Origin of the sequence: Enterobacter cloacae complex sp. SHL021 (assembly GCF_049237765.1) — a bacterium.
In the GTDB taxonomy this organism is placed as follows: Bacteria; Pseudomonadota; Gammaproteobacteria; order Enterobacterales; family Enterobacteriaceae; genus Enterobacter; species Enterobacter cloacae.
In genome coordinates, this window is sequence record NZ_JBMKJG010000007.1 from 28,140 (window position 1) to 52,982 (window position 24,843).

Here is a 24,843-nt window from a genome sequence, read left to right on the forward strand (position 1 = left end):
AGACAAAACATCTTTTTCAACACGCCGTATTATTTGAGGTTGCTATGTCTATTCTGGTTAAAAATAACATTCATTGGGTTGGTCAACGTGACTGGGAAGTGCGTGATTTTCACGGAACGGAATATAAAACGCTGCGCGGCAGCAGCTATAACAGCTATCTCATTCGTGAAGGTAAAAACGTACTGATCGATACCGTCGATCATAAATTCAGCCGCGAGTTCGTGCAGAACCTGCGCAGTGAAATCGATCTGAACGACATCGACTACATCATCATCAACCACGCGGAAGAGGATCACGCCGGGGCGTTGACCGAGTTGATGTCCCACATTCCGGATACCCCAATCTACTGCACCACCAACGCCATCGACTCCATCAACGGTCACCATCACCATCCGGAGTGGAACTTCCACACCGTGAAAACCGGCGACACGCTGGATATCGGTAACGGTAAACAGCTGATCTTCGTAGAAACCCCGATGCTGCACTGGCCGGACAGCATGATGACCTACCTGACCGGCGATTCGGTGCTGTTCAGCAATGACGCCTTTGGTCAGCACTACTGCGACGAACGCCTGTTTAACGATGAAGTGGATCAGACCGAGCTGTTTGAACAGTGCCAGCGCTACTACGCAAACATCCTGACCCCGTTCAGCCGTCTGGTGACGCCCAAAATCACCGAGATCCTCGGCTTCAACCTGCCGGTGGATATGATTGCCACCTCCCACGGCGTGGTGTGGCGTGAAAACCCCACCCAGATCGTTGAGCTGTACCTGAAATGGGCGGCGGATTATCAGGAAGACCGCATCACGATTTTCTACGACACCATGTCCAACAACACCCGCATGATGGCAGACGCCATCGCCCAGGGCATCAACGAGGTGGACCCAAACGTGGCGGTGAAAATCTTCAACGTGGCGCGCAGCGATAAAAACGAGATCCTCACCAACGTCTTCCGCTCTAAGGGCGTGCTGGTGGGCACCTCCACCATGAACAACGTGATGATGCCGAAAATTGCTGGCCTGGTGGAAGAGATGACCGGCCTGCGCTTCCGTAACAAACGTGCCAGCGCCTTTGGCTCCCACGGCTGGAGCGGCGGCGCGGTAGATCGTCTCTCCACCCGCCTGCAGGATGCCGGTTTTGAGATGTCCATGAGCCTGAAGGCCAAATGGCGCCCGGATCTTGACGCGCTGGAAGTCTGTCGTCAGCACGGCCGCGATATTGCTCGTCAGTGGGCGCTTGCACCGCTTCCTGGGGCCGCAGCACTCCCCGCCGAACAGCCGCAAACCTGTGCCGGGGCAGCCAGCGCCGATCTCGGTCCACGCATGCAGTGCAGCGTCTGCCAGTGGATCTACGACCCGGAACTGGGCGAGCCGTTGCAGGACGTGGCTCCAGGTACGCCGTGGAGTGAGGTGCCGGACAACTTCCTCTGCCCGGAATGTTCCCTCGGAAAAGACGTCTTTGACGAACTGGCAACGGAGGCAAAATGAGCAACGGTATCGTCATCATCGGCTCGGGCTTTGCCGCCCGCCAGCTGGTGAAAAATATCCGCAAACAAGACGCTAACGTGCCGCTGACGATGATCGCGGCCGACAGCATGGACGAGTACAACAAGCCCGATTTAAGCCATGTGATTAGCCTGAACCAGCGCGCCGACGATCTCACCCGCCAGACGGCGGGGGAGTTCGCGGAGCAGTTCAACCTGCGTCTGTTTCCGTACACCTGGGTTACCGATATTGACGCCGATGCCCACGTGGTAAAAGCGAAAGATAAAACCTGGCAGTACGACAAGCTGGTGCTGGCGACGGGGGCCTCTGCGTTCGTGCCGCCGGTTACCGGCCGCGAGCTGATGATGACGCTCAACAGCCAGCAGGAGTATCGGGCCAGCGAAACGAAGCTTCGTGATGCAAAACGGGTAATGATTGTTGGCGGCGGTTTGATTGGCACCGAGCTGGCAATGGATTTTTGTCGGGCGGGTAAAGCCGTCACCCTGGTCGACCACGCGGCAAGCATTCTGTCGGCCTTGATGCCTGCAGAAGTAAGCAGTCGCTTACAGCACCGTCTGACCGACATGGGCGTGCATCTGCTGTTAAAATCGCAACTGCAACATCTGACCGAAACCGAAGGCGGCATTCGCGCGACGCTTGACCGCCATCGCAGCCTGGAAGTCGATGTAGTGGTTGCCGCGACGGGGTTGCGCCCGGAAACGGCGCTGGCGCACCGCGCAGGCGCTGAAACAGGCCGTGGCGTGAAGGTGAATAGCTACCTGCAAACCACGCAGCCCGACATTTACGCCCTGGGGGACTGCGCGGAAATCAACGGCCAGGTACTGGCTTTCCTGCAGCCGATCCAGCTTAGCGCCATGTATCTGGCAAAAAACCTGCTCGGCAACAGCGCGCCGCTGAAATTACCGGCCATGCTGGTGAAGGTGAAAACGCCAGCATTGCCGCTGCATCTGGCAGGTGAAACCCAGCGCCAGGATCTGAACTGGCAGATCGCTGTGGAAGCTCAGGGAATGGTCGCGCGCGGCTCTGACGCCGATGGCCAGCTCCGCGCTTTTGTGGTTAGCGAAGATCGGATGAAGGAGGCTTTCGCGCTACTGAAATCGCTGCCCGCTTAACCCTTAACCTTTTACCACGCTTACTTAACCCTGGGATTTTATTAGCCGCAGCCCCGATGTCCCGGGGCTTTTTTTTACGTAATTTATTAGCAAGATAAATACAAAAGAGGTAAATCATCGCCATCTGTCCTTAACTTATTATTTGACTGAATATAAAAGAGTGAAAACCTTCATAAACAGCAAGATATGCATTCCATTTTTCCAGCAAAACGGCACCCTGCTTCGCTTTACCGGAACGACATCATGGCGATTTTACCCCTCAAACACAATGGTTTTAGCGCAGCACTCAGGAATGTATGACCAGCGCGTCGTAGCCGCGCCAGCGATAGTTGATCATGGAGATCAGCCAGCAGGCGACAAACAGCCCGACCACCACAAAACCGGCGTTGCCGAGGTTATCGTTGACGGCACCAATGCGATCCCAGATGCCGCCGCTGAGGGCAAATTTTTCCATCAGCAGCCCCAGCGCTTCCAGCCCGCCGATAAACACCGCCACCACCACAGAGGTACCGGTAATGGTCATGTTGTAGTAGAGCTTGCGCTGCGGCTTGTTAAATGCCCAACCGTAAGCCCCCACCATCAGCAGGTTGTCGAGGGTATCCACCAGCGCCATGCCGCTGGCGAAAAGCGCCGGGAAGATCATGATTGACCACACCGACATACCGTTTGAGGCGCTGGCGGCAGAGATCCCGAGCACGCCGATTTCAGTGGCGGTATCAAAACCAAGCCCGAACAGAAAACCGACCAGATACATCTGCCAGCTTTTGTTGACCAGGCGGAAAGTCGCGCCAAACAGCCAGTTCATTATTCCGCCCTGCGCCGGGAGGGAGATGTCTCCCTGCACCGCCTGCCCGTTTTTCAGCGCCTGAAAATTGCGCCAGACGCCGCGCAAAATCACCATATTGACTAACGCCATCGCCAGCAGGAACGTCGCGGAGACGGCCGTGCCAATCAGGCTGCCGGTTTCATGAAACCAGGCCATATTTTTCTGAAACGCGGTCGCCGTCGCGGCTATGGCGATGGAGGCCAGCACCACAATGGTGGAGTGCCCCAGTGAGAACCACGCCCCGACGCCTGAGGGGCGCTTGCCCTGCTGCATCATCTTGCGTGTCACGGTATCAATGGCCGCGATGTGGTCAGCATCCACCGCGTGACGCAACCCATAGCACCAGGCAAGCAGGCTTGCGGCCATTAACGCAGAACTGCTGCTAAAGGCGTTCCACGCCCAGCCCCACGCCAGAAGATTAGCTATTACCAGCGCCAGCAGCAGGAGCGCGGCGCGAGGTTCATTGCGTAAGCGTCGTAACATTTTACATCCTTTTTGAACATGACCGGGCTGCGGCTACCACCGCCTGCCCGAAGGAGATAGCCCCGTCACCCGCAGGCAGATGATGGGGAAAAAGAAGCGTGAAATCAGAGAGGTGTACCCGCAGACGCGCCCGCAGCAGGCGGTTATGCAACACGCCGCCGCTGAAACAGACGGTAGAGAGCGACAGGCGTCGGGCATGGTGTCGGGCTAACGCCGCCAGCCCTTTTGCCAGCGCGTCGTGAAAGGCCCACGCGCGCTCGCAGGGTTGCGCCTGCCAGGCCAGCCACTGCCGCCAGAAGAGCGCAAGGTTTTCAACCTGAAGCGTCACCGGGTGCTCAACACCCGGACACTGCGCGGCCAGCGCCTCCAGCCTGCAGGCGGCTTCGCCTTCATAGCGTTGTGTTTCAATACCCAGAGCACAGGCCACCGCATCAAACAACCGCCCGCAGGACGACGCCAGCGGCGCGTTAAGGCCGCGCTGAACGGCGGTCGCTAAAAGCGGCCAGTTTTGCGAACGTACGGCACGGGTTTCCGGGTAGCGTTGCCAGTCAGGAACAAACGCCAGACAGTGTGCCAGCAGATTTCGCCAGGGCTGCATGGCCGCGAGATCGCCGCCCGGCATCGCCACGGCGGGCAGGCCGCCCAGATGCTCGCACTCAAGGTAGTTCACCCGCAGACACTCCCCGCCCCACAGCGCGCCGTGCTCGCCCATGCCGATCCCGTCCAGCGTCAGGGCGATGGCGTCGCCACCGTCGAGCGGCCAGCCGTTTTCGGCAAGGCAGGCCGCGGCATGCGCGTGATGATGCAGTACGGTATCGACCGGCAGCGCCTGCTCCTGTGCCCAGTGCCGGGCGTGATAGCCAGGATGGGCATCGCACACCAGCCGCTCTGGCTGAAAGGCGTAGATCTGCTGCATCAACGACAGTGCTGAACGCCACTGGGCCTCGACACCGTCGTCACTGAGATCGCCAAAATGCTGGCTCAGCACCGCCTGGTTACCGCGCACCAGACAGAAGGTATTCTTCATGTCGGCACCGGTCGCCAGAATAGAGGGAACAGAGCTAAAACCGGCGGGTAACGTGATGGCATCCGGCACGAAACCGCGCGCCCGACGCAGCATGGCCCCGTCCTGATCCAGTACGGAATCGTCCATCCGCTGCAGGATGTCGCGGTTATGGAGCAGAAAACCGTCAGCAATCTCTGCGAGCTGTTCCAGCGCCTGGGGATTTTTGATGGCAGGCGGTCTGCCGCTGAGGTTGCCGGAGGTCATCACCAGCGGGCGTTGCGTCTCCTGCATCAGCAAATGGTGCAGCGGATTGGCCGGGAGCATCACACCGAGGCTATCCAGGCCCGGCGCGATGTCGTCCGGGAAGGTCGGCAGCCAGGCTTTGGGGATCAGCACGATGGGCGCGGCAGGCGAGCGCAGCCGTGTTTGCACCGGCTGCGGAAGGCCGTCGGCGTTCGGGATCATCACCGCCAGCGGTTTCCCCGGACGCTGCTTACGTGCCCGCAGCATTGCCACCGCCTGCGGGTTAAGCGCGTCGCAGGCCAGATGAAATCCGCCCAGCCCTTTGATAGCCACGATGCCACCGTTTTTCAGCATCTGCACCGCCGCGTTCAGCGCCAGCTCGCGGGTGACAACCCGATCGGCCGCACGCCACTCAAGCTCAGGCCCGCAGTCCGGGCAAGCCACGGGCTGGGCGTGAAAACGTCGGTCCGCAGGGTTGCGGTATTCCGTTTCGCACGGCGAGCAGAGCGGGAATGGCGCCATGGCCGTGGCCGGGCGGTCATACGGCATGGCGCGGATAATGGTAAAACGCGGGCCGCAGTGGGTGCAGTTAATAAACGGGTAACGATAGCGGCGCTCGTGCGGGTCGTTCATCTCCGCAAGGCACGCGGGACAGGTGGCGGCATCCGGTACAATCTGGGTGTCCATTGCTCCGCCCGCGCTGTGGCGAATGGTGAATGTCTCCGGCAGCGTTGACCAGTGGAACGGCTGCGTGTCGATACTCTCGATGCGCGCCAGCGGCGGGCAGTCCTGGCGCAGCCTCGCGGTGAAATGCCCCCCATTACCCGCGAGGCGCACCAGCACGCCCTCTCCGTCGTTGCAGACATCGCCGGTCAACTGCAGCGCCTGAGCCAGTTGCCAGACGAAGGGCCGAAAGCCCACGCCCTGCACCTTGCCACGCACCCGCAACTGTACGCCGTTACCGCCCATGACGGATCAGAACAGCAGAGATGAGGTGGTATCGAACGCTGCGCGACGGCGCTTTTCGGCGCTCATCTGCTCGAGCTTATCGCGATCCACGCAAACCAGCGCGTGTGTCGGGCAGGCCTCCATACAGGCCGGACCGGCGTCACGGTGATAGCAAAGATCGCATTTGTTGGCTTCGGCTTTTTCCGCCCGCACGTTCAGCCCCATGCCGCTGTTGCGGACCACCGGACGAACCACCACCTCCATCGCGCCATACGGGCAGGCGACCACGCAGGTTTTACAGCCGATACAGCGCGCCTGCATCACATGCACAAAGCCTTTTTCACGTTTGATTGCACCGTTAGGGCAGACGTTGGCGCACGGCGCATCTTCGCACTGACGGCAGATAGCGGCGGTGGAAATATTCACGCCTTTGATGACGTGGATCCGCGGCAAAAAGGTCTCTGGCGTAAGCGAAGCGCAATCCTGCTCCGCCTGATGAGACACCACGCACGCCACTTCACAGGTACGGCAGCCAATGCATTTACTGGCATCAGCCATAATAAAACGGTTCATCTGCTTCTCCAGCATTACAGTCATGCGCGGAGATATTCATAAACCGTGCCAGTTTTTAACTCGTTGATTTATAGTGATTTAGTAAATGACACCGGGGCTGTCATCGTCACTTCTGACGATGACAGCTGTCGACATCAGCGGTGCGGGCCGTCGATGACAGAGTCGCGCAGGATAAGCTCACCCGAGAAGGTTTGCTGATATTTAAACTCGCCGCCGTCGAGCATAAAAATCAGGCGGCTGATGGTCTCTTTAATCATCTCCGTGACCGGAATACGCACGCTGGAGAGCGAGGGCACGATGTAGGGCGCAATCGCCACATCGTCGAAGCCTACCACCGACACCGCATCAGGCGTGGCGACGCCGCTGTCGTGAAGCTGTTTCATGGCGCCAATCGCCATATCGTCGTTGCTCGCCACCAGCGCGGTAAAGGTTTCGCCGCGCGAGAGCAGCTCAGACACGGCCGCCGCGCCGCTGGCCGGGTTCCATTTGCCGTGGGCGATCAGCGTCGGACGCAGCGGGATCTGGTGCTGCGCCAGGGCATCTTTGTAGCCGGAGAGACGCTCCACGCCCGTGGGCGAATCCAGCGAGCCGGTGATAAACGCAATGTCACGGTGCCCTTTCTCAATCAGCTGTGACACCGCTTCCTGACAGGAGGCTTTATGATCTGACCAGACGCTGTGGCTGCTGTTTTTACGCAGGCGACGGTTCAGTACCATGATCGGCTGCTCGTATTTCTCGACGATCTCGTCCATCTCTTCCACGCTCAGAAAACGCGGATAGATAATGACCGCGTCACAGCGCATATCAAGCAGGTACTGGATGGCTTCGCGCTCTTCATCGGCGCTGTGCTTGCCGTCCGCCAGGATCAGCTGCCGCCCCTTCTCTTCCGTCATGCGGGCGGCGTGAAACAGCAACTCACTAAAATAGACGCCGTGATACAGGGTGTTGGTCACCACCAGTCCCAGCGTCTGGGTGCGTTTGGTCGCCAGGTTGCGCGCCAGCAAATTGGGGCGATAGCCGCTCTCTTCGATGGCCTGAAACACCCGGTCTTTGGTCTCCTGGCTGACATAGCCATTCCCCGACAGCACCCGGGAAACCGTCGCTTTCGAAACGCCTGCCCGCTTCGCCACTTCAAGCATCGTGGTCATGTTGTTATTCCCTTTCATACTGATGGCACGCAGTGTACTGCACTGCCAAACAATTGTCGCAACGACGCGCTCACGCTTTTTGAACCGTCTGGTGATCGCCATCACGAAATGAAAAAATGGTCAAAATGCGATCTTGTTTCATTCAAAGAAACTCATGATGATTATGTGGAACCGGTTTCCTACATACTCTCACAACGACAACAGGATCACATCCGATGGCCAAAAATTATGCCGCGCTGGCGCAAGACGTTGTCAGCGCGCTTGGCGGCAAAGACAACATCGTCGCCGTCACCCATTGCATGACGCGACTGCGTTTCGTCCTGAAAGACGAAACCGCTACCGATACCGCACGCCTGAAAAATATCAGCGGCGTACTGGGCGTGGTACGTAACGACAACCAGTGCCAGGTGATTATCGGCAATACCGTTTCTCAGGCGTACCGTGAGGTGGTGAGCCTGCTGCCAACCGACCTCCAGCCTGCCGTGCCGGAAGGCCCACAGAAATTGACCCTGCGCCGCATCGGTGCCGGGATCCTCGACGCGCTGATTGGCACCATGTCACCGCTGATCCCGGCGATCATCGGCGGCTCGATGGTCAAGCTGCTGGCGATGATCCTTGAGATGACCGGCGTGCTGGAGAAAGGCGCGCCGACGCTCACCATTTTGACCGTCATCGGCGACGGGGCGTTCTTCTTCCTGCCGCTGATGGTGGCAGCATCTGCCGCCGTGAAATTCAAAACCAACATGTCGCTGGCGATCGCCATTGCAGGCGTGCTGGTGCATCCGAGCTTTATCGAGCTGATGGCGAAAGCCGCGCAGGGTGAGCACGTCGAATTCGCGTTTATCCCGGTGACGGCGGTGAAATACACCTACACCGTGATCCCGGCGCTGGTGATGACCTGGTGCCTGTCGTATATCGAACGCTGGGTGGATCGCATTACGCCTGCGGTGACGAAAAACTTCCTCAAGCCGATGCTGATCGTGCTGATTGCCGCCCCGCTCGCCATCGTGCTGATTGGGCCGCTGGGGATCTGGATCGGCAGCGCCATCTCCGCGCTGGTCTACACCATCCACGGCTATCTGGGCTGGCTCTCCGTGGCGATCATGGGCGCGCTCTGGCCGCTGCTGGTCATGACCGGGATGCACCGCGTCTTTACCCCGACTATCATTCAGACCATTGCCGAAACGGGTAAAGAGGGGATGGTGATGCCGTCGGAAATCGGTGCCAACCTGTCGCTCGGCGGTTCATCCCTGGCGGTGGCATGGAAAACGAAAAACCCGGAGCTGCGTCAGACGGCGCTGGCCGCGGCGGCTTCCGCCATCATGGCGGGCATCTCTGAACCGGCGCTGTACGGCGTGGCGGTTCGCCTGAAACGCCCGCTGATTGCCAGCCTGATTAGCGGCTTTATCTGTGGTGCGGTGGCCGGTATTGCGGGGCTTGCCAGCCACTCAATGGCGGCGCCGGGGCTGTTTACCAGCGTGCAGTTCTTCGATCCGGCCAACCCGATGACCATTGTCTGGGTATTCGGCGTCATGGCGCTGGCGGTCGTGCTCTCCTTCGTGCTGACCCTGATATTAGGCTTTGAAGATATCCCGGTCGAAGACGAGGCTGAAAAAGCCCGCGCCCTGCAGAGCGCGCCGGTGCAGGCCAAAACCGCACAAGTTTAACCGTATAACGAGGTAGAAATGTCTGTTTTTCCACAAGGATTTTTATGGGGCGGCGCGCTTGCCGCCAACCAGAGCGAAGGCGCTTACCGTGAAGGCGGCAAAGGGCTGACCACGGTCGACATGATCCCTCACGGCGCAAACCGCCTGGCGGTGAAGCTTGGTAAGGAAAAGCGTTTTTCGCTGCGTGACGACGAGTTTTACCCAAGCCACGAGGCGATCGATTTTTACCATCGCTACAAAGAGGACATCGCCCTGATGGCGGAGATGGGCTTTACGGTGTTCCGCACCTCGATTGCCTGGAGCCGCCTCTACCCGAACGGCGACGAACCGCTGCCGAACAAAGAGGGCATTGCCTTCTATCGCGCGGTGTTTGAAGAGTGCAAAAAGTACAACATTGAGCCGCTGGTCACCCTGTGCCACTTCGACGTGCCGATGCATCTGGTGACGGAGTACGGCTCCTGGCGCAACCGCAAGATGGTGGATTTCTTCGCCCGCTACGCCCGCACCTGTTTCGAAGAATTTAACGGTCTGGTGAAATACTGGCTCACCTTCAACGAGATCAACATCATGCTGCACAGCCCGTTCTCCGGCGCGGGGCTGGTGTTCGAAGAAGGTGAAAACGAAGATCAGGTGAAATACCAGGCCGCGCACCACGAGCTGGTCGCAAGCGCGCTGGCGACCAAAATCGCCCACGAGGTAAACCCGGAAAACCAGGTCGGCTGCATGCTGGCGGGCGGGAATTTCTACCCTTACTCCTGCAAGCCGGAAGACGTATGGATGGCGCTGGAGAAAGATCGCGAGAACCTGTTCTTTATCGACGTGCAGGCGCGCGGCAGCTATCCGGCCTACTCCGCCCGCGTGTTCCGCGAAAAAGGGGTGGTGATTGTGAAAGATCCGGGCGACGACGAAATGCTGAAAAACACCGTCGATTTTGTGTCGTTCAGCTATTACGCCTCGCGCTGCGCGTCGGCCGATATGAACGCGAACAATACCAATGCGGCGAACATCGTCAAATCCCTGCGCAACCCGCATATTCAGGTGAGCGAATGGGGCTGGGGCATCGATCCGCTCGGCCTGCGCATCACCATGAACATGATGTACGACCGTTATCAGAAACCGCTGTTCCTGGTGGAAAACGGCCTCGGCGCAAAAGATGTCATTGATGAAAACGGCGAAATTAACGATGACTACCGCATCAGCTATCTGCGCGAGCATATCCGCGCGATGGGCGATGCCATTGAGGACGGCGTGCCGCTGATGGGCTATACCACCTGGGGCTGCATTGACCTGGTGGCGGCCTCAACGGGCGAAATGAGCAAGCGCTACGGGTTTGTCTACGTTGACCGCGACGATGCCGGAAACGGCACGCTGGAGCGCAAACGCAAGAAATCGTTCTGGTGGTATAAGAAGGTGATTGCGAGTAACGGGGGGGATCTGGCGTAGCCTGTTGCTTCCCCCTCACCCCGGCCCTCTCCCCACAGGGGAGAGGGTGTATTTTGTCCCCTATGGGGAGAGGGTTAGGGTGAGGGGCTGGAACCCACCCTTTCCAACCCACCCCGCAAGCCGTGAATAGACCACTTCCACTGCGGCTTTCACCGGCGGTGTCATCGGGTAATAAAATCCGACGATGTCCGGCTGAATGCCCAGAAACAGCACCTCGCCCACGTCCTCTTTGATCTGATCCACCAGATAGTTAAGCGGCATATTATGCGTGGTCATCATGAACATGTCGGCAATGTCGTCCGGGTCGATCAGGCGGATGTCCCCCGGGTTCAGCCCCATATCCGTAGCATCGACAATCAACAGCCGATCAGGGTGCAGCTCGCGGATGGCCACCACGTCGTTTTCCGGCGCGCTGCCGCCGTCAATCACCACCCAGTTGCCCTGCGGGTTCGCGGCACACATCTCTGCCAGCAGCGGGCCTGCGCCGTCGTCGCCCATCATGCTGTTGCCGACACACAGTAAAACGTCAGTCACGTAATCTCCTCACCATCAGGTAGATGGCACTTTCCTGATGAATATCATGCAGCATGCTGAGCAGCGTTTTGCTCCACGCCTGCTGTTCGGGGGTTTGCCGTTTCAGCGCCGCGTCAAACGCGTTCGCCAGCATCGCAATATGGTTGGCGTCGATAACGATCTCACCGTACTTCGGTACCCCTTCCATTTTGCGCCGCGCCGTACTGCCCTCTTCCAGCGTGGCGATCCACGCCAGATAGTCGGACCACGGGCAGCTCAGCGCCGCCTCCAGGCAGTCGATCACCCCGAGGTGATGCCCAATCGCCAGGCTGTAATAGACCACCTGCTGCGCCGCGTCCGGCGTGGCATCGTTCTCATCAATAAATTTACGGCTCAGCTGACTGAACACCACCGTCTCACTCATCGGATACGCGCCTCATCCACAATGCTGTTCAGGTTCGCCACAATCTCATTGAGACGCGGGTCGTTTTCCGCCTCCAGCCAGCGCGCCACCTGGTGCTCGCCCTGGCTCAGCAAGCGCAGGTAATCGTCGGCAATCTGGCGGCCATAGCGATAGCCCGCCAGCCTGCGCGCCGTGCGGTCGACCTTCACCCGCAGCGGCTGCACCATGTCCGGGTGCAGGATCATCGCAGGCTGATTGTCGGGTTCACCCGGTTCACGGGCATGGATTTTCTGCTCCAGCAGGCCGAGCGCCATGGCAAAGCCGTACAGCGTGGCGGCAGGCGTCGGCGGACAGCCCGGAATGTAGACGTCCACCGGCACGATTTTGTCGGTGCCGCCCCACACGCAGTAGAGGTCATGGAAGATGCCGCCGCTGTTACCGCACGCCCCATAGGAGATACAGATTTTCGGATCGGGCGCAGACTGCCAGGCGCGCAGCACGGGCGAGCGCATGGCGCGGGTGACGGCCCCGGTGAACAGCAGAATGTCGGCATGACGCGGAGACGGCACCACTTTGATGCCGAAGCGTTCGGCGTCAAACAGCGGTGACAGCGTGGCGAAGATCTCAATCTCGCAGCCGTTGCAGCCGCCGCAGTCCACGCGGTAAACGTAGGCCGAGCGTTTGATTTTTTTCAACAGCGACGCCTTCATGCTGGCGATGGACTCCTCCACCGTCATTGGCACCGGAATGCCCCGCTCGTCGCGCGGACCGAGTAAGTTTTCCATCAGCTGGTCTCTCTCATATGACGGGTGATATCGATGCGGTCGGACGGCAGCAGGCATTTCTGCCGTTTGCATTCCGGGCAGGTTTCAAAGCTTTCGCGATGATGCTCCGCGCGGGCGTCGCCGTTGTGCTTCAGCAGCGCGATGGCGTAGTCGATCTCTTTTTGTACGGCGAACGGACGTTTGCAGACGCGGCAGTTACACAGGGCAAAACGCGACTGCTGCAAAAAGTCTTCTTTCTTCCACACCGCCAGCTCGTACTCCTGAGACAGACGAATGGCGACCGTCGGGCAAACCTCTTCGCAGCGGCCGCAGAAGATGCAGCGTCCGAGGTTAAACTGCCAGGCCAGTTGGCCGGTTTTCAGATCCGTTTCCACCGTCAGGGCATTCGACGGACAGGCGTTGACGCAGGCCGCACAGCCGATGCACTGCTGCGGGTTGTGCTCCGGCTTGCCGCGAAAGTTTTTATCCACCGGCATCGGCTCCAGCGGGTAGCGGCTGGTGGGCGTGCCGGTTTTGATCACTTTTTTGATAAAGGTAAACATGACGAGTCCTTATTTCAGCGGCGAGTTCTTACGCTCGATGCTGTAGCGCTCAAGCTCTTTGTACGGCACCACCTGGCTTTTCTTCTTGCGCACGTCCACCACGGTCATGCGGTCGGTGCAGGAGTAGCACGGGTCGAGGCTGCCGATGATCAGCGGCGCGTCGGAGACCGTATTGCCGCGCAGCATATAGCGCAGGGTTGGCCAGTTGGCGTAGGTGGCCGCACGGCAGCGCCAGCGGTAAAGCTTCTGGTTATCGCCGGTCATGCTCCAGTGGATGTCGTCCCCGCGCGGCGCTTCGGCAAAGCCGAGGGCAAAGCGGTTCGGGATGTAGGTGAAGCCCTCCACCATCAGCGGGCCGCCCGGCAGGTTATCGAGCCCAAAGTCGATCATATTCAGCGCGGTGAAGACCTCGTTGATACGCACCTTCAGGCGGGAGATGACGTCGCAGCCCTGTTCGCTGTGTACGGTCATTGGCAGCAGGCCGTAACCGACAAACGGGTGATCGGCGCGGGTGTCGCGGGCGTGGCCGCTGGCGCGCACCATCGGGCCAACGTTGCTGAAGTCGCGGGCGATCTCCGGATCAAGACGGCCGATCCCCACGGTACGCTGCTCGATGTTGGGCGTGCTGAGCAGCATATCCACCAGCTCCTGCACGTCGCGACGCATCTGCTGTGCCAGCTGTCGGGTCTGGATCATGTCGTTTTTAAGCAGGTCACGGCGGATCCCACCGATCAGGTTCAGACCGTAGGTTTTACGCGCCCCGGTGAGGATCTCCGCCATCTTCATCGACGCCTCGCGCACGCGGAAGAACTGCATAAACCCGGAGTCGAAACCGACAAAGTGACAGGCCAGACCGAGATTCAGCAGGTGCGAGTGCAGACGTTCCACTTCCAGCAAAATGGCGCGGATCATCTGCGCGCGCTCCGGCACCACGATCCCCATGCCGTTCTCCACCGAGGTGGTATAGGCGGTGCTGTGGGCGAAGCCACAGATGCCGCACACGCGGTCCGAGAGGAATGTCACCTCGTTATAGCCCATCCGGGTTTCCGCCAGCTTCTCCATGCCGCGATGGACGTAGAACAGGCGGTAGTCGGCGTCGATAATGTTTTCGCCATCAACAAACAGGCGGAAGTGGCCAGGTTCATCAGAGGTGACGTGCAGCGGGCCAATCGGCACCACGTTGTTCTTTTTGTTGCCGAGTTCGTTAATGAACTCGTAGGTTTCGCTGTCGGTGGTTGGGGCCGGACGCTGGCGGTAATCCATGCTGTCCTTGCGCAGCGGATACAGTTCGTCCGGCCAGTCGTCCGGCAGCACCAGGCGGCGTTCATCCGGCAGCCCCACCGGCACCAGGCCATACATGTCACGCACTTCGCGCTCGCCCCAGACGGCGGCAGGCACGCGGGGCGTGACGGACGGGTACTCCGGCTTGTTCGGGTCGACTTCCACGCGTACGGTAAGCCAGCACTTCTCGCCCTGCTCCATCGACATCACGTAGTACACCGCGTAATTGCCGCACAGCTGACGCTCGTCATTGCCGAACAGCACCGACAGCCAGCCACCCTGCTGGTAGTAAAGAAATTCCACCACTTCCGGCAGATAGTTCACCTTAATGGTGACGGTTACCTGGTCTTTGGTCTGCCATCCTTCATCCAGCACAACACCCGGAAAAGCCTGATGCAACGCGGCGAGATACTGCTGACCTTTCTTTTCTTCAGACATAAATACTCTCTTTAATCACGCCACCAGCAAGGAGACGAACGCTAAAAATGCAAAACCAAAACCGGCCCAGGTGATGCGCGAGGTCGCGACAAAGCGCAGACGCGCCATGCTGTTTTCAAACAGGGCAATCACCAGTACGCCGACCAGCAGCTTGAGCGCGGCAACCACCACGGCCAATACCAGCCCCCCAGCGGAGAAGTGCGTCATCTGCCCCCACGGGAAGAAGACGCCAACAAACATCTGCAGGACCACCAGCTGCTTAAGGCTGATGCCCCACTTAAGCACCGCAAAGCCGTAGCCGCTGTATTCGGTGAGCGGCCCTTCCTGCAACTCCTGTTCGGCTTCTGCGAGGTCAAACGGCAATTTGCCCATCTCAATAAAGGTGGCGAACGCGCAGGCGCAAAGGGCCAGCACCAGCGGGAGGGTACGTGACACCGGCCAGTGGTAAACGGTGTGGGTGATAAAGCTGATATGGGTGGAACCCGCGACCTGCGCGGCCACCCACAGCCCCAGCAGCAGGATCGGTTCGACCAGCACGCCCAGCATCGCCTCGCGGCTGGCGCCGATACCGGTAAACGGGCTGCCGGTATCCAGGCCCGCAATAGCAAAGAAGAAGCGGGCAATGGCGAAGAGGTAAATCAGCGTAATCAGATCCCCAAGTGCAGGCAGCGGCGAGCCCACCGTCACCACCGGCAGCGCGGTGGCGATGGTCAGCATCACGCCGACCATCACGAACGGCGTCAGGCGGAAGACCCAGCCTGCGGCATCCGGCGCCACGCTCTGGCGGGAGAGCAGCTTGAAGAGATCGCGGTACTCCTGGAGCAAGCCAGGCCCGCGACGGTTGTGCATCCGGGCGCGCGCCACGCGCGTGATGCCCGACAGCAGTGGCGCAACGGCGAACAGCACCAGCGCCTGAAGTATTGCCAGTAACAGACTCATGTCAGGCTCCTCGTGAAATCACAATGACCACCAGCACCGCCAGCTCGATCAGCGCCAGACGGCGGAACAGCGCAGGTACAGCGGCGCTCTGCCAGCCCGGCATCCATCCCACCGGGTTCAGCCAGTGGCGCAGCTTCAGCACGGCAGCGAAGTTCTCTTTCACCGGCATGGCAAAACCGTGGGCGGTGATGACCATCGATTGTTCGTGTTCGTAGCCGCAGGCCCAGGCCGCGCCGCGCGAGCGGGAGGGGAGTCGGTCGCGCCTGAAGAACAGCATCAGGACAAACGGCAGCAGCGGTGCGGCAACCAGCAGCAGCGCCATCATCGGCTGGGAGACGCCGGTATGCGCCGTCGCCAGCGGCAGCGGAATGGCGTGGCCCAGCAGCGGCAGCAGCCAAGGCGCGGCAACCCCGCCCGCAATGCAGCACAGCGCCAGCGCGACCACGCTGGCACACATCAGTACCGGGGCGCAGCAGGCGTTTTCCGCTTCCCGCGTGCGCGGTGCGCCGAGGAAGGTGACGCCGTAGACTTTTGCCATACACATCACCGCCAGCGCCCCGGTTATCGCCAGCCCAACCGCCAGCAGCGGGCCGAGCAGTCGGGCGATAAAGGCGTCGCTCTGACCGAGCGCGAAGAAGGCCTGGTAGATCACCCACTCGCCCGCAAAGCCGTTCAGCGGCGGCAACGCGGCCATCGCCATCAGCCCGACCAGCATGGCGAGAGAAATCACCGGCATCTTTTTGCCAATGCCGCCGAGTTTTTCGATATCCCGATGACCGGTACGGAACCAGACGCTGCCCGCGCCCAGGAACAGGGTGCTTTTAAACAGGCTGTGGTTAACGAGGTGATACAGCCCCCCGATAAACCCGGTGGCAATCAGCGCCGGTTGATTAAGTGCCAGGCCGGTCACGCCTGCGCCGATGCCGAGCAGGATAATGCCGATATTTTCCAGGGTGTGGTACGCCAGCAGACGCTGAATGTTGTGCTCCATCAGCGCATACAGCCCGCCGACAAAGGCGGTAACCATACCTGCGATAAGCAGCGCGACACCCCACCACAGCGGCGGCTGGCCGCCGGTCAGGGTGATCGTCAGAATGCCGAACAGACCGACTTTCATCACCACGGTGGAAAACAACGCGGCGGCGGGTGCAGAGGCATTCGCGTGCGCCTGCGGCACCCAGCCGTGCAGAGGGATGATCCCGGCCAGCAGGCCAAAGCCCACCACGCCCAGCAGCCAGACGTCATTTCCCAGCGGCTGACCGTTAAGCGCTGCGAAGTCGAGCGTGTCGAAACGTTGCCACACCAGCCAGCAGGCCAGCGCCAGCAGCAGCGTGCCGAGGCGACCGAGCGCAAACCACAGCTTGCCGGAGGCGCTACATCCCGTCAGGAATACGCCGCAGAGCGCCATGATCTCCGCCATCACCACCAGCGCGCCGAGGTTGCTGGCAATGACGGTGCAGACCGCCGACGCCAGCAGCAGGTTAACCAGCAGACCATTCGCGCGGGTGTGCTGATGGCGGTGCCAGTCAATATTGAACAGGCTGATAAACACCCCGCACAGGCCAAAAGTCACCAGCCAGATGGCGTTCAGCGGCGTGAGCTGAACGGTATGACGGACGATCGGAATCATTGCTTCGGCGGTCTGGCCGCTGAGTAACACTGCCGTACCTGCTGCCAGCGTCATCAGGCTGCCCACCGCCCCGCCGATACCGGCGATCCAGCCGCTCAGGGTTTTATGGAATGACAGGAGCCACGCCAGCACAGCAGCGGCGGCAAAGTACGCCACGGCGCTGTTAATCATGAATATCGCGTTCATTTCGCCCCCTCGTTAAGCGCCTGAAGCAGAGAAAGATCGCCGACGTCGGTATTAATGGTCAGCTCGCGCTTGCGTTTGCTGGTGCGGGCAATATCGCGAATGTTGACCAGAATCAGCGCTTTGGTCGGGCAGGTGCGCACGCAGGCCGGGCCCTGCTCATCAAAGCTGCACAGGTCGCACTTCACCGCCACCGCACGCACGCCGGGCACCCAGTCAAGCAGCGTACTGACACGTGCCGGAGCCGGGGGAGCAGGTGGCGCTTTTGGAGTATTGGCATTCGCCGGAATATGCAGCGGACGGCTGCCGGAAAATTCAATCGCACCGAACGGGCAGGCTATGCCGCACAGCTTGCAGCTCACGCACAGGCTTTCGTTCAGCTGTACCGCGCCGTCAACGCGGGTGATGGCATTCACCGGGCAGACACCTGCGCACGGCGCATCTTCACAGTGGTGGCAGAGCTGCGGGGCAGACTCTTTTTCATTACGCATGACGCGCAGGCGCGGCATGGACTGGAGCCCGTGCAGGCGGTGCGTTTCCGAACAGGCCGCCTCACAGGTTCGACAGCCAATACAGACCGTCGAGTCAGCAATTACAAAACGGTTCACCGGGTCATCCTCTGGTGATAGTCATTTTTGACGAAAAACTGTCATGTCGACACTTTTCGACACGTGATGATCAGGCCACGTCCGCTGAGGCGTGTTCATCCATCAGCTGCTTCAGGTTGACCGGGAGATCGTGTTCAACGGCGGTGTACAGACCGTTATAAACCGGCGCGATTTTTTCCAGATAGTGCTCCAGCACCTGCTGGCGATCGCGGTTGCTGACGTGACCGTCAACCATGCCGTCGGCCATCAGTTGCGCCTTCGCAATACACTGTTTTTCACCCTCTTTTGTCTCGACGTAGTACTCAATGGTGTGGCTGTTGAAGGTGTCGGCCAGGGTGACGTAAATCGTGAAATGGCCGAACAAAACAAAGCGCATATCCCCCTGCGCCGCACAGCTCATGGCGTGGTGAAGACGGGCTTTGGAGAGGGTGATCCCCTGGACCAGTGAGTTGCAGTAAAGGTGCCACTGGTCCTGTAACTGCTGGTGACGCTGCGCGATGTAATCCGCTTTTTCGCTAATTTCCCAAATAGTCATAGAAGGTATCCGGTTAATGGAGATAGCGGCTGTTAAGCAGATTCCATGCCAGTTTTTAATGTTTTGATATTTAATGGATTTAATTCAAAACAGGCTGTCAACAAGAGGGTGTCGACGTGTCATTTCGACAGCGTTGACATCGTCACCCCCTAACCAAAACCAGGCTGGCATTGTTATTGCATTAACGGGGCAATTCATTAAGGAGGCGTCATGCACGAAATCACCCTCTGCCAGCGGGCACTGGAACTCATCGAACAGCAGGCAGCGCAAAACCACGCGACGCGCGTGACCGGCGTCTGGCTGAAGGTCGGGGCCTTTTCCTGCGTCGAAACCAGCGCCCTCACCTTCTGTTTTGAGCTGGTGTGCCGCGGCACGCTGGCGGAAGGCTGCGAACTTCATATTGAAGAGCAGCAGGCGGAGTGCTGGTGCGAGCAGTGTCAGCAGTATGTCACCCTGCTGTCGTCGAAGGTCCAGCGCTGCCCACAGTGTCAGCACACCGGCCTTCGCATCGTGGCGGATGACGGGATGCAGATCCAACGCCTTGAAATCGAGAAGGAGTAAAGTATGTGTAGTACCTGCGGTTGCGCCGAAGGCAACCTGTATATCGAAGGGGATGAACACCGTCCTCACTCCGCGTTTCGCACCGCCCCTTTTACCCCCGCACCGCGTCCGGCAGCGGTACTCACCGGCATTCGCTTTGCGCCTCAACGCTCCGATATGGGCGATCTTCATTACGGCCACGGCGAGGCGGGTACCCATGCGCCGGGCATGAGCCAGCGCCAGATGCTGAACGTGGAAATCAACGTACTCGATAAAAACAACCAGATCGCCGCCCGCAACCGCGCCCGGTTTGCCGCACGTCAACAACTGGTGCTCAACCTCGTCTCCAGCCCCGGCTCCGGCAAAACCACGCTGCTGACGGAAACGCTCAAACGCCTGAACGAACGCGTCTCCTGCGCGGTGATAGAAGGCGATCAGCAAACGGTCAACGATGCCGCCCGTATTCGTGAAACCGGCACCCCGGCGATTCAGGTCAATACCGGTAAAGGCTGCCATCTGGATGCGCAGATGATTGCCGATGCCACACCGCGTCTGCCGCTGGCGGATAACGGCATTCTGTTTATCGAAAACGTCGGCAATCTGGTCTGCCCGGCCAGCTTCGATCTCGGGGAGCGGCATAAAGTGGCGGTCCTCTCGGTGACCGAAGGAGAAGACAAGCCGCTCAAATATCCGCATATGTTTGCCGCCGCGTCGCTGATGCTGCTAAACAAAGTCGACCTGCTGCCGTACCTGAATTTCGACGTGGATAAATGCCTGGCTTATGCCCGTGAAGTGAACCCGGACATTGCGATCCTGCTGGTCTCCGCCACACGCGGCGACGGCATGGCGCACTGGCTAAACTGGCTGGAGAGTGAACGATGTGCATAGGCGTCCCCGGACAAATCCATTCCATTGACGGAAACCAGGCCAAAGTGGAGGTCTGCGGCATATTGCGTGACGTCGATTTAACGCTGGTGGGCAGCACCGATGAGACGGGCGTCTCGCGCCTTGGTCAGTGGGTGCTGGTACACGTGGGGTTTGCCATGAGCGTGATTAATGAAGCGGAAGCGCGCGACACGCTGGATGCCCTGCAGAACATGTTCGATGTGGAGCCGGACGTCGGCGCGCTGCTGTACGGCGAGGAACGGTAATTATGCGTTACGTTGATGAATACCGCGCACCTGAGCAGGTGATGCAGCTTATCGGTCATCTGAAAACGCGGGCCGCCCTGCTGAAACACACGGCGGAAAAGCCGCTGCGGATCATGGAAGTCTGCGGCGGGCACACCCATGCCATTTTCAAATTTGGCCTCGATCAGCTGCTGCCGGACAACATAGAGTTTATCCACGGCCCGGGCTGCCCGGTTTGCGTGCTGCCCATGGGGCGCATCGACAGCTGTATCGAGATCGCCAGCCAGCCTGACGTCATTTTCTGTACCTTTGGCGACGCGATGCGCGTGCCGGGGAAAAAGGGCTCGCTGCTGCAGGCCAAAGCGTGCGGCGCGGATGTGCGCATCGTGTACTCGCCGATGGATGCCCTGAAGCTTGCAACCGATAACCCTGGCCGAAAGGTGGTATTTTTCGGGCTGGGTTTTGAGACCACCATGCCCGCTACGGCGATCACGCTGCAGCAGGCAAAACGCAGCAACGTCACCAATTTTTTCTTTTTTTGTCAGCACATTACGCTTATTCCGACGCTGCGCAGCCTGCTGGACGCCCCGGACAACGGCATTGACGCGTTCCTGGCACCGGGCCATGTCAGCATGGTGATCGGTACCCGGGCCTACGGCTTTATCGCTGACGATTACCATCGCCCGTTAGTCGTCGCTGGTTTCGAACCTCTTGATCTACTGCAAGGCGTCACCATGCTGGTTGAGCAGAAAATAGCAGCCCTGAGCGCGGTGGAAAATCAGTACCGCCGCGTGGTGCCGGATGCCGGAAATGAACGGGCGCAGCAGGCGATAGCTGACGTATTTAGCGTTGAGGGCGACAGCGAGTGGCGCGGGCTGGGGTTGATTGCTGAATCCGGCGTGCGCCTGACCCCAGCCTACCGGTCGTTTGATGCAGAAACGCATTTCCGCCCACAGCCACAACAGGTTTGCGACGATCCCCAGGCCCGCTGCGGCGAGGTCCTTACCGGAAGATGTAAACCCCACCACTGCCCGTTATTTGGCAACACCTGTAACCCGCAAACGGCATTTGGCGCGCTGATGGTCTCTTCCGAAGGGGCATGTGCCGCGTGGTATCAGTACCGCAACCAGGAGAGTGAAGCATGAACACGGTTGAAATGGCACACGGCAGCGGCGGTCTGGCGATGCAGCAGCTGATAAACCGGCTGTTTATGGAGGCCTTTGATAACCCCTGGCTCGCCGAGCAGGAAGACCAGGCCCGCATTGACCTCGCTTCCCTCACCGCCCAGGGCGACAGGCTGGCCTTCTCCACCGACAGCTATGTGATTGACCCGCTGTTCTTCCCCGGCGGCGATATCGGCAAGCTGGCCGTCTGCGGTACCGCGAACGATGTCGCCGTCAGTGGTGCCATTCCGCGCTACCTCTCCTGCGGATTTATCCTTGAAGAAGGTTTGCCGATGGAGACGCTCGCGGCGGTGGTCAGCAGCATGGCGCACACCGCGCGAGAGGCAGGGATTGCTATCGTCACCGGCGATACCAAGGTGGTGCAGCGCGGCGCGGCGGATAAGCTCTTTATCAACACCGCCGGGATGGGGGCGATCCCTGCCGATATTCACTGGGGCGCGCAGCAACTGGCCGTGGGCGACGTGCTGCTGGTCAGCGGCACGCTGGGCTGTCACGGGGCGACCATCCTTAACCTGCGCGAAGGGCTGGGGCTGGACGGGGAACTGCGCAGCGACTGCGCGGTGCTCACCCCGCTTATCCAGACGCTGCGGGCGATCCCCGGCGTGAAAGCCCTGCGGGATGCCACCCGTGGCGGCGTCAATGCCGTGGTGCATGAGTTCGCGGCCTGCTGCGGCTGCGGTATTGAACTTACTGAGCGCAGTCTGCCCGTTAAGTCTGCGGTTCGCGGACTGTGCGAGCTGCTGGGACTGGATCCGCTCAATTTTGCTAATGAAGGCAAGCTGGTGATAGGCGTTGAGCGCGCCGCGGCCGAAGCCGTACTTGAACAGTTGCGGGCGCATCCGTCAGGAAAAGAGGCCGCGATAATTGGTGAGGTGGTTGAGCGCAAAGGGGTGCGCCTGGCCGGACTGTATGGCGTGAAGCGCACGCTGGATCTGCCGCACGCGGAACCGTTACCCCGCATTTGCTAGAACCGCGCGAAAAACGGTCAGCACGGAATTTATTTTTTTGCCCGTTTCTACTGGAAAGCACTATGCCGTATACACCGATGAGCGATCTCGGACAGCAGGGTCTGTTCGACATTACGCGAACACTTTTACAGCAGCCCGACCTGGGTGCGCTGAGCGATGCCCTGACGCGCCTGGTCAGGCAATCTGCACTGGCAGACAGCGCCGCCATTGTGCTCTGGCATAGCGGGAGCCATCGTGCGAGCTACTTCTCCACACGAGAAAACGGAAAAGCGTTTGAATACGAAGACGAAACGTATCTCGCTCACGGGCCGATACGCCGTATTCTTTCCCGGCCGGAAGCGCTGCACTGCAATTTTGAGGAGTTCCGTCAGGCGTGGCCGATGCTGGCCCGGAGCGCCTTATATCAGCCGTTTGGTCATTACAGCCTGCTGCCGCTGGCGGTGGAAGGCCACATTTTTGGTGGCTGCGAGTTTATCCGTAATACCGACCAGCCATGGAGCGAGGCGGAATATGAGCGTCTGCACACCTTTACCCAGATAGTGGCCGTCGTCGCCGAGCAGATCCAAAGCCGCGTCAGCAATAATGTGGATTACGACCTGCTGAGCCGTGAGCGTGACAACTTCCGCATTCTGGTGGCAATCACCAACGCCGTGCTCTCCCGTCTCGACATGGATGAGCTGGTCAGCGAAGTGTCGAAGGAGATCCATCACTACTTCAAAATTGACGCCATCAGCATTGCCTTGCGCGGCCATCGCAAGGGCAAGCTCAACATCTACTCCACGCACTATCTCGACGAAGCGAACCCGGCCCATGAGCAGAGCGAGGTGGATGAAGCGGGAACCCTTTCTGAACGGGTGTTTAAAAGTAAGGAGATCCTGCTGCTCAATCTCAGCGAGCAGGATGTGATGGCGCCTTACGAGCGAATGCTGTTTAACATCTGGGGCAACAAAATCCAGACCCTGTGCCTGCTGCCGTTGATGTCCGGTAACACCATGCTGGGCGTTCTGAAGCTGGCGCAGTGTGAGGAAGGGGTGTTCACCACCGCCAACCTGAAGCTGCTGCGTCAGATTGCCGAGCGTATCTCCATCGCGCTGGATAACGCGCTGGCGTATCAGGAGATCCACCGTCTGAAAGAACGGCTGGTGGATGAAAACCTGGCGCTGACGGAACAGCTTAACAATGTCGACAGCGAGTTTGGCGAAATCATCGGACGCAGCGATGCCATGTACAGCGTGCTCAAACAGGTCGAAATGGTCGCGCAAAGCGACAGTACAGTGCTGATCCTGGGCGAAACCGGTACGGGTAAGGAGCTGATTGCCCGCGCGATCCACAATCTCAGCAACCGCAACAGCCGCCGGATGGTGAAAATGAACTGTGCCGCCATGCCTGCGGGTCTGCTGGAAAGCGATCTCTTTGGCCATGAGCGCGGCGCGTTTACCGGTGCCAGCAGCCAGCGCCTGGGCCGTTTCGAACTGGCGGATAAAAGCTCGCTGTTCCTCGACGAAGTAGGCGATATGCCGCTGGAGCTACAGCCTAAACTGCTGCGTGTGCTGCAGGAACAGGAGTTCGAACGTCTTGGCAGCAATAAGCTGATTCAGACCGACGTGCGGCTGATTGCCGCCACCAACCGCGATCTGAAAAAAATGGTCGCCGACCGCGAGTTTCGCAGCGACCTCTACTATCGCCTGAACGTGTTCCCGATTTGCCTGCCGCCCCTGCGCGAGCGCCCGGAAGATATCCCGCTGCTGGTCAAAGCGTTTACCGCCAAAATTGCCCGCCGGATGGGACGCAACATCGACAGCATTCCCGCCGAGACGTTACGCACCCTTTCCTCGATGGAGTGGCCCGGCAACGTGCGCGAGCTGGAAAACGTCATTGAGCGTGCGGTGCTGCTGACGCGTGGTAATGTGCTGCAACTCTCCCTGCCGGAGGTTTCTCTGCCGGACTCTCCCGCGGCCGCGACCGACGTGGCCCAGGACGGGGAAGATGAATATCAATTGATCGTCCGCGTGCTGAAAGAGACCAACGGCGTAGTGGCCGGGCCGAAAGGGGCAGCCCAGCGTCTGGGGTTAAAACGCACCACCCTGCTGTCGCGCATGAAGCGCCTTGGAATAGATAAAGAGAGCCTGATTTAAGGCGCATTCCGGCGGTGCTTTCTGGCACCGCCTTTTGTCACCCTGCGTTATTGTCCCTCATTGACACACAATATT

23 protein-coding genes are annotated in these 24,843 nt (G+C 59.6%); 10 read left to right on the top strand and 13 right to left on the bottom strand.

All coding sequences use genetic code 11. The features are described from left to right. The first annotated feature begins 44 nt into the window (after positions 1 to 44). The gene (norV, locus tag ACOTZF_RS08670) at positions 45 to 1,487 is read left to right on the top strand and encodes an anaerobic nitric oxide reductase flavorubredoxin (RefSeq protein WP_129253251.1); all 1,443 of its coding nucleotides are present in this window, start codon (positions 45 to 47) and stop codon (positions 1,485 to 1,487) included. Beyond that, on the top strand, positions 1,484 to 2,617 hold the full coding sequence (norW, locus tag ACOTZF_RS08675) for an NADH:flavorubredoxin reductase NorW (protein WP_129318073.1): 1,134 nt from the start codon (positions 1,484 to 1,486) through the stop codon (positions 2,615 to 2,617). The genes norV and norW overlap by 4 nt, the downstream gene beginning before the upstream one ends. A gap of 286 nt (positions 2,618 to 2,903) precedes the next feature. Here the strand turns inward: norW and ACOTZF_RS08680 are convergent, their stop codons facing one another. From ACOTZF_RS08680 to ACOTZF_RS08695, 4 genes are all read right to left on the bottom strand, one after another. Then, positions 2,904 to 3,926 (bottom strand): HoxN/HupN/NixA family nickel/cobalt transporter, encoded by a 1,023-nt coding sequence (locus tag ACOTZF_RS08680; protein WP_129253253.1) that lies wholly within the window; start codon positions 3,924 to 3,926, stop codon positions 2,904 to 2,906. A 1-nt stretch (position 3,927) separates the two neighbouring features. Beyond that, entirely contained in the window at positions 3,928 to 6,144 is a 2,217-nt protein-coding gene (hypF, locus tag ACOTZF_RS08685; RefSeq protein WP_129253255.1) for a carbamoyltransferase HypF, read from the bottom strand. A 6-nt stretch (positions 6,145 to 6,150) separates the two neighbouring features. Continuing rightward, positions 6,151 to 6,696, bottom strand: a complete 546-nt coding sequence (hydN, locus tag ACOTZF_RS08690; RefSeq protein ID WP_014833044.1) for an electron transport protein HydN — start codon at positions 6,694 to 6,696, stop codon at positions 6,151 to 6,153. A gap of 134 nt (positions 6,697 to 6,830) precedes the next feature. Then, entirely contained in the window at positions 6,831 to 7,844 is a 1,014-nt protein-coding gene (locus ACOTZF_RS08695; RefSeq protein WP_029883949.1) for a LacI family DNA-binding transcriptional regulator, read from the bottom strand. Positions 7,845 to 8,059: 215 nt separating this feature from the next. On the opposite strand from ACOTZF_RS08695, the gene ascF reads away from it, so the two are divergent. Both ascF and ACOTZF_RS08705 read left to right on the top strand, forming a co-directional pair. Further along, positions 8,060 to 9,511, top strand: coding sequence for a PTS cellobiose/arbutin/salicin transporter subunit IIBC (gene ascF / locus ACOTZF_RS08700; protein ID WP_013098459.1), 1,452 nt, complete (start codon positions 8,060 to 8,062; stop codon positions 9,509 to 9,511). A gap of 18 nt (positions 9,512 to 9,529) precedes the next feature. Next, a complete protein-coding gene (locus tag ACOTZF_RS08705) occupies positions 9,530 to 10,954 on the top strand; it encodes a 6-phospho-beta-glucosidase (RefSeq protein WP_038420482.1) in 1,425 nt (474 codons plus the stop codon). A 60-nt stretch (positions 10,955 to 11,014) separates the two neighbouring features. On the opposite strand, the gene hycI is transcribed toward ACOTZF_RS08705, so the two are convergent. From hycI to hycA, 9 genes are all read right to left on the bottom strand, one after another. After that, positions 11,015 to 11,488, bottom strand: coding sequence for a hydrogenase maturation peptidase HycI (gene hycI, locus ACOTZF_RS08710; protein ID WP_013098461.1), 474 nt, complete (start codon positions 11,486 to 11,488; stop codon positions 11,015 to 11,017). Continuing rightward, positions 11,481 to 11,891 (bottom strand): formate hydrogenlyase maturation HycH family protein, encoded by a 411-nt coding sequence (locus tag ACOTZF_RS08715; protein WP_014833049.1) that lies wholly within the window; start codon positions 11,889 to 11,891, stop codon positions 11,481 to 11,483. The genes hycI and ACOTZF_RS08715 overlap by 8 nt, the downstream gene beginning before the upstream one ends. After that, positions 11,888 to 12,655 (bottom strand): NADH-quinone oxidoreductase subunit B family protein, encoded by a 768-nt coding sequence (locus tag ACOTZF_RS08720; RefSeq protein WP_129253257.1) that lies wholly within the window; start codon positions 12,653 to 12,655, stop codon positions 11,888 to 11,890. The genes ACOTZF_RS08715 and ACOTZF_RS08720 overlap by 4 nt, the downstream gene beginning before the upstream one ends. Next, positions 12,655 to 13,197 carry a formate hydrogenlyase complex iron-sulfur subunit gene (locus ACOTZF_RS08725; protein WP_129318201.1) on the bottom strand — a complete coding sequence of 181 codons (543 nt, stop codon included), beginning with the start codon at positions 13,195 to 13,197 and terminating at the stop codon, positions 12,655 to 12,657. The genes ACOTZF_RS08720 and ACOTZF_RS08725 overlap by 1 nt, the downstream gene beginning before the upstream one ends. Before the next feature lie 9 nt (positions 13,198 to 13,206). After that, positions 13,207 to 14,916, bottom strand: coding sequence for a formate hydrogenlyase subunit HycE (gene hycE, locus ACOTZF_RS08730; RefSeq protein ID WP_029883192.1), 1,710 nt, complete (start codon positions 14,914 to 14,916; stop codon positions 13,207 to 13,209). Positions 14,917 to 14,931: 15 nt separating this feature from the next. Next, positions 14,932 to 15,855 carry a respiratory chain complex I subunit 1 family protein gene (locus ACOTZF_RS08735; RefSeq protein ID WP_129253259.1) on the bottom strand — a complete coding sequence of 308 codons (924 nt, stop codon included), beginning with the start codon at positions 15,853 to 15,855 and terminating at the stop codon, positions 14,932 to 14,934. Position 15,856: 1 nt separating this feature from the next. Further along, positions 15,857 to 17,671, bottom strand: a complete 1,815-nt coding sequence (gene hycC, locus ACOTZF_RS08740) for a formate hydrogenlyase subunit 3 (protein ID WP_310825013.1) — start codon at positions 17,669 to 17,671, stop codon at positions 15,857 to 15,859. Then, entirely contained in the window at positions 17,668 to 18,276 is a 609-nt protein-coding gene (locus tag ACOTZF_RS08745; RefSeq protein ID WP_013098468.1) for a 4Fe-4S dicluster domain-containing protein, read from the bottom strand. Before ACOTZF_RS08745 ends, hycC begins: the two co-directional genes overlap by 4 nt. A 70-nt stretch (positions 18,277 to 18,346) precedes the next feature. Further along, positions 18,347 to 18,811 (bottom strand): formate hydrogenlyase regulator HycA, encoded by a 465-nt coding sequence (hycA, locus tag ACOTZF_RS08750; protein WP_013098469.1) that lies wholly within the window; start codon positions 18,809 to 18,811, stop codon positions 18,347 to 18,349. 210 nt (positions 18,812 to 19,021) lie between these two features. Here hycA and hypA point away from each other — a divergent pair, with 210 nt between their 5' ends. The 6 genes from hypA (at position 19,022) to flhA (ending at position 24,768) form a co-directional block, all read left to right on the top strand. Beyond that, a complete protein-coding gene (gene hypA / locus ACOTZF_RS08755) occupies positions 19,022 to 19,372 on the top strand; it encodes a hydrogenase maturation nickel metallochaperone HypA (protein WP_014833056.1) in 351 nt (116 codons plus the stop codon). A gap of 3 nt (positions 19,373 to 19,375) precedes the next feature. Further along, a complete protein-coding gene (gene hypB, locus ACOTZF_RS08760) occupies positions 19,376 to 20,239 on the top strand; it encodes a hydrogenase nickel incorporation protein HypB (protein ID WP_129253327.1) in 864 nt (287 codons plus the stop codon). Then, positions 20,230 to 20,502, top strand: a complete 273-nt coding sequence (locus ACOTZF_RS08765; protein WP_020689280.1) for a HypC/HybG/HupF family hydrogenase formation chaperone — start codon at positions 20,230 to 20,232, stop codon at positions 20,500 to 20,502. The genes hypB and ACOTZF_RS08765 overlap by 10 nt, the downstream gene beginning before the upstream one ends. Before the next feature lie 2 nt (positions 20,503 to 20,504). Then, the gene (gene hypD / locus ACOTZF_RS08770; RefSeq protein ID WP_129253325.1) at positions 20,505 to 21,626 is read left to right on the top strand and encodes a hydrogenase formation protein HypD; all 1,122 of its coding nucleotides are present in this window, start codon (positions 20,505 to 20,507) and stop codon (positions 21,624 to 21,626) included. After that, positions 21,623 to 22,633, top strand: a complete 1,011-nt coding sequence (gene hypE / locus ACOTZF_RS08775; RefSeq protein ID WP_129253323.1) for a hydrogenase expression/formation protein HypE — start codon at positions 21,623 to 21,625, stop codon at positions 22,631 to 22,633. The genes hypD and hypE overlap by 4 nt, the downstream gene beginning before the upstream one ends. 62 nt (positions 22,634 to 22,695) lie before the next feature. Then, positions 22,696 to 24,768, top strand: coding sequence for a formate hydrogenlyase transcriptional activator FlhA (gene flhA / locus ACOTZF_RS08780; RefSeq protein WP_029883188.1), 2,073 nt, complete (start codon positions 22,696 to 22,698; stop codon positions 24,766 to 24,768). Positions 24,769 to 24,843 lie beyond the last annotated feature (75 nt).

Coding starts and splice junctions, on each gene's coding strand:
- flhA (WP_029883188.1), top strand. CDS start 22,696: ATGCCGTATACACCGATGAGCGATCTCGGACAGCAGGGTCTGTTCGAC.
- ascF (WP_013098459.1), top strand. CDS start 8,060: ATGGCCAAAAATTATGCCGCGCTGGCGCAAGACGTTGTCAGCGCGCTT.
- hypA (WP_014833056.1), top strand. CDS start 19,022: ATGCACGAAATCACCCTCTGCCAGCGGGCACTGGAACTCATCGAACAG.
- hydN (WP_014833044.1), bottom strand. CDS start 6,696: ATGAACCGTTTTATTATGGCTGATGCCAGTAAATGCATTGGCTGCCGT.
- hycA (WP_013098469.1), bottom strand. CDS start 18,811: ATGACTATTTGGGAAATTAGCGAAAAAGCGGATTACATCGCGCAGCGT.
- hypD (WP_129253325.1), top strand. CDS start 20,505: ATGCGTTACGTTGATGAATACCGCGCACCTGAGCAGGTGATGCAGCTT.
- ACOTZF_RS08765 (WP_020689280.1), top strand. CDS start 20,230: ATGTGCATAGGCGTCCCCGGACAAATCCATTCCATTGACGGAAACCAG.
- norV (WP_129253251.1), top strand. CDS start 45: ATGTCTATTCTGGTTAAAAATAACATTCATTGGGTTGGTCAACGTGAC.
- hypF (WP_129253255.1), bottom strand. CDS start 6,144: ATGGGCGGTAACGGCGTACAGTTGCGGGTGCGTGGCAAGGTGCAGGGC.
- ACOTZF_RS08705 (WP_038420482.1), top strand. CDS start 9,530: ATGTCTGTTTTTCCACAAGGATTTTTATGGGGCGGCGCGCTTGCCGCC.
- ACOTZF_RS08735 (WP_129253259.1), bottom strand. CDS start 15,855: ATGAGTCTGTTACTGGCAATACTTCAGGCGCTGGTGCTGTTCGCCGTT.
- hypB (WP_129253327.1), top strand. CDS start 19,376: ATGTGTAGTACCTGCGGTTGCGCCGAAGGCAACCTGTATATCGAAGGG.
- hycC (WP_310825013.1), bottom strand. CDS start 17,671: ATGAACGCGATATTCATGATTAACAGCGCCGTGGCGTACTTTGCCGCC.
- ACOTZF_RS08720 (WP_129253257.1), bottom strand. CDS start 12,655: ATGGAAAACTTACTCGGTCCGCGCGACGAGCGGGGCATTCCGGTGCCA.
- ACOTZF_RS08715 (WP_014833049.1), bottom strand. CDS start 11,891: ATGAGTGAGACGGTGGTGTTCAGTCAGCTGAGCCGTAAATTTATTGAT.
- ACOTZF_RS08725 (WP_129318201.1), bottom strand. CDS start 13,197: ATGTTTACCTTTATCAAAAAAGTGATCAAAACCGGCACGCCCACCAGC.
- hycE (WP_029883192.1), bottom strand. CDS start 14,916: ATGTCTGAAGAAAAGAAAGGTCAGCAGTATCTCGCCGCGTTGCATCAG.
- ACOTZF_RS08695 (WP_029883949.1), bottom strand. CDS start 7,844: ATGACCACGATGCTTGAAGTGGCGAAGCGGGCAGGCGTTTCGAAAGCG.
- norW (WP_129318073.1), top strand. CDS start 1,484: ATGAGCAACGGTATCGTCATCATCGGCTCGGGCTTTGCCGCCCGCCAG.
- ACOTZF_RS08680 (WP_129253253.1), bottom strand. CDS start 3,926: ATGTTACGACGCTTACGCAATGAACCTCGCGCCGCGCTCCTGCTGCTG.
- hypE (WP_129253323.1), top strand. CDS start 21,623: ATGAACACGGTTGAAATGGCACACGGCAGCGGCGGTCTGGCGATGCAG.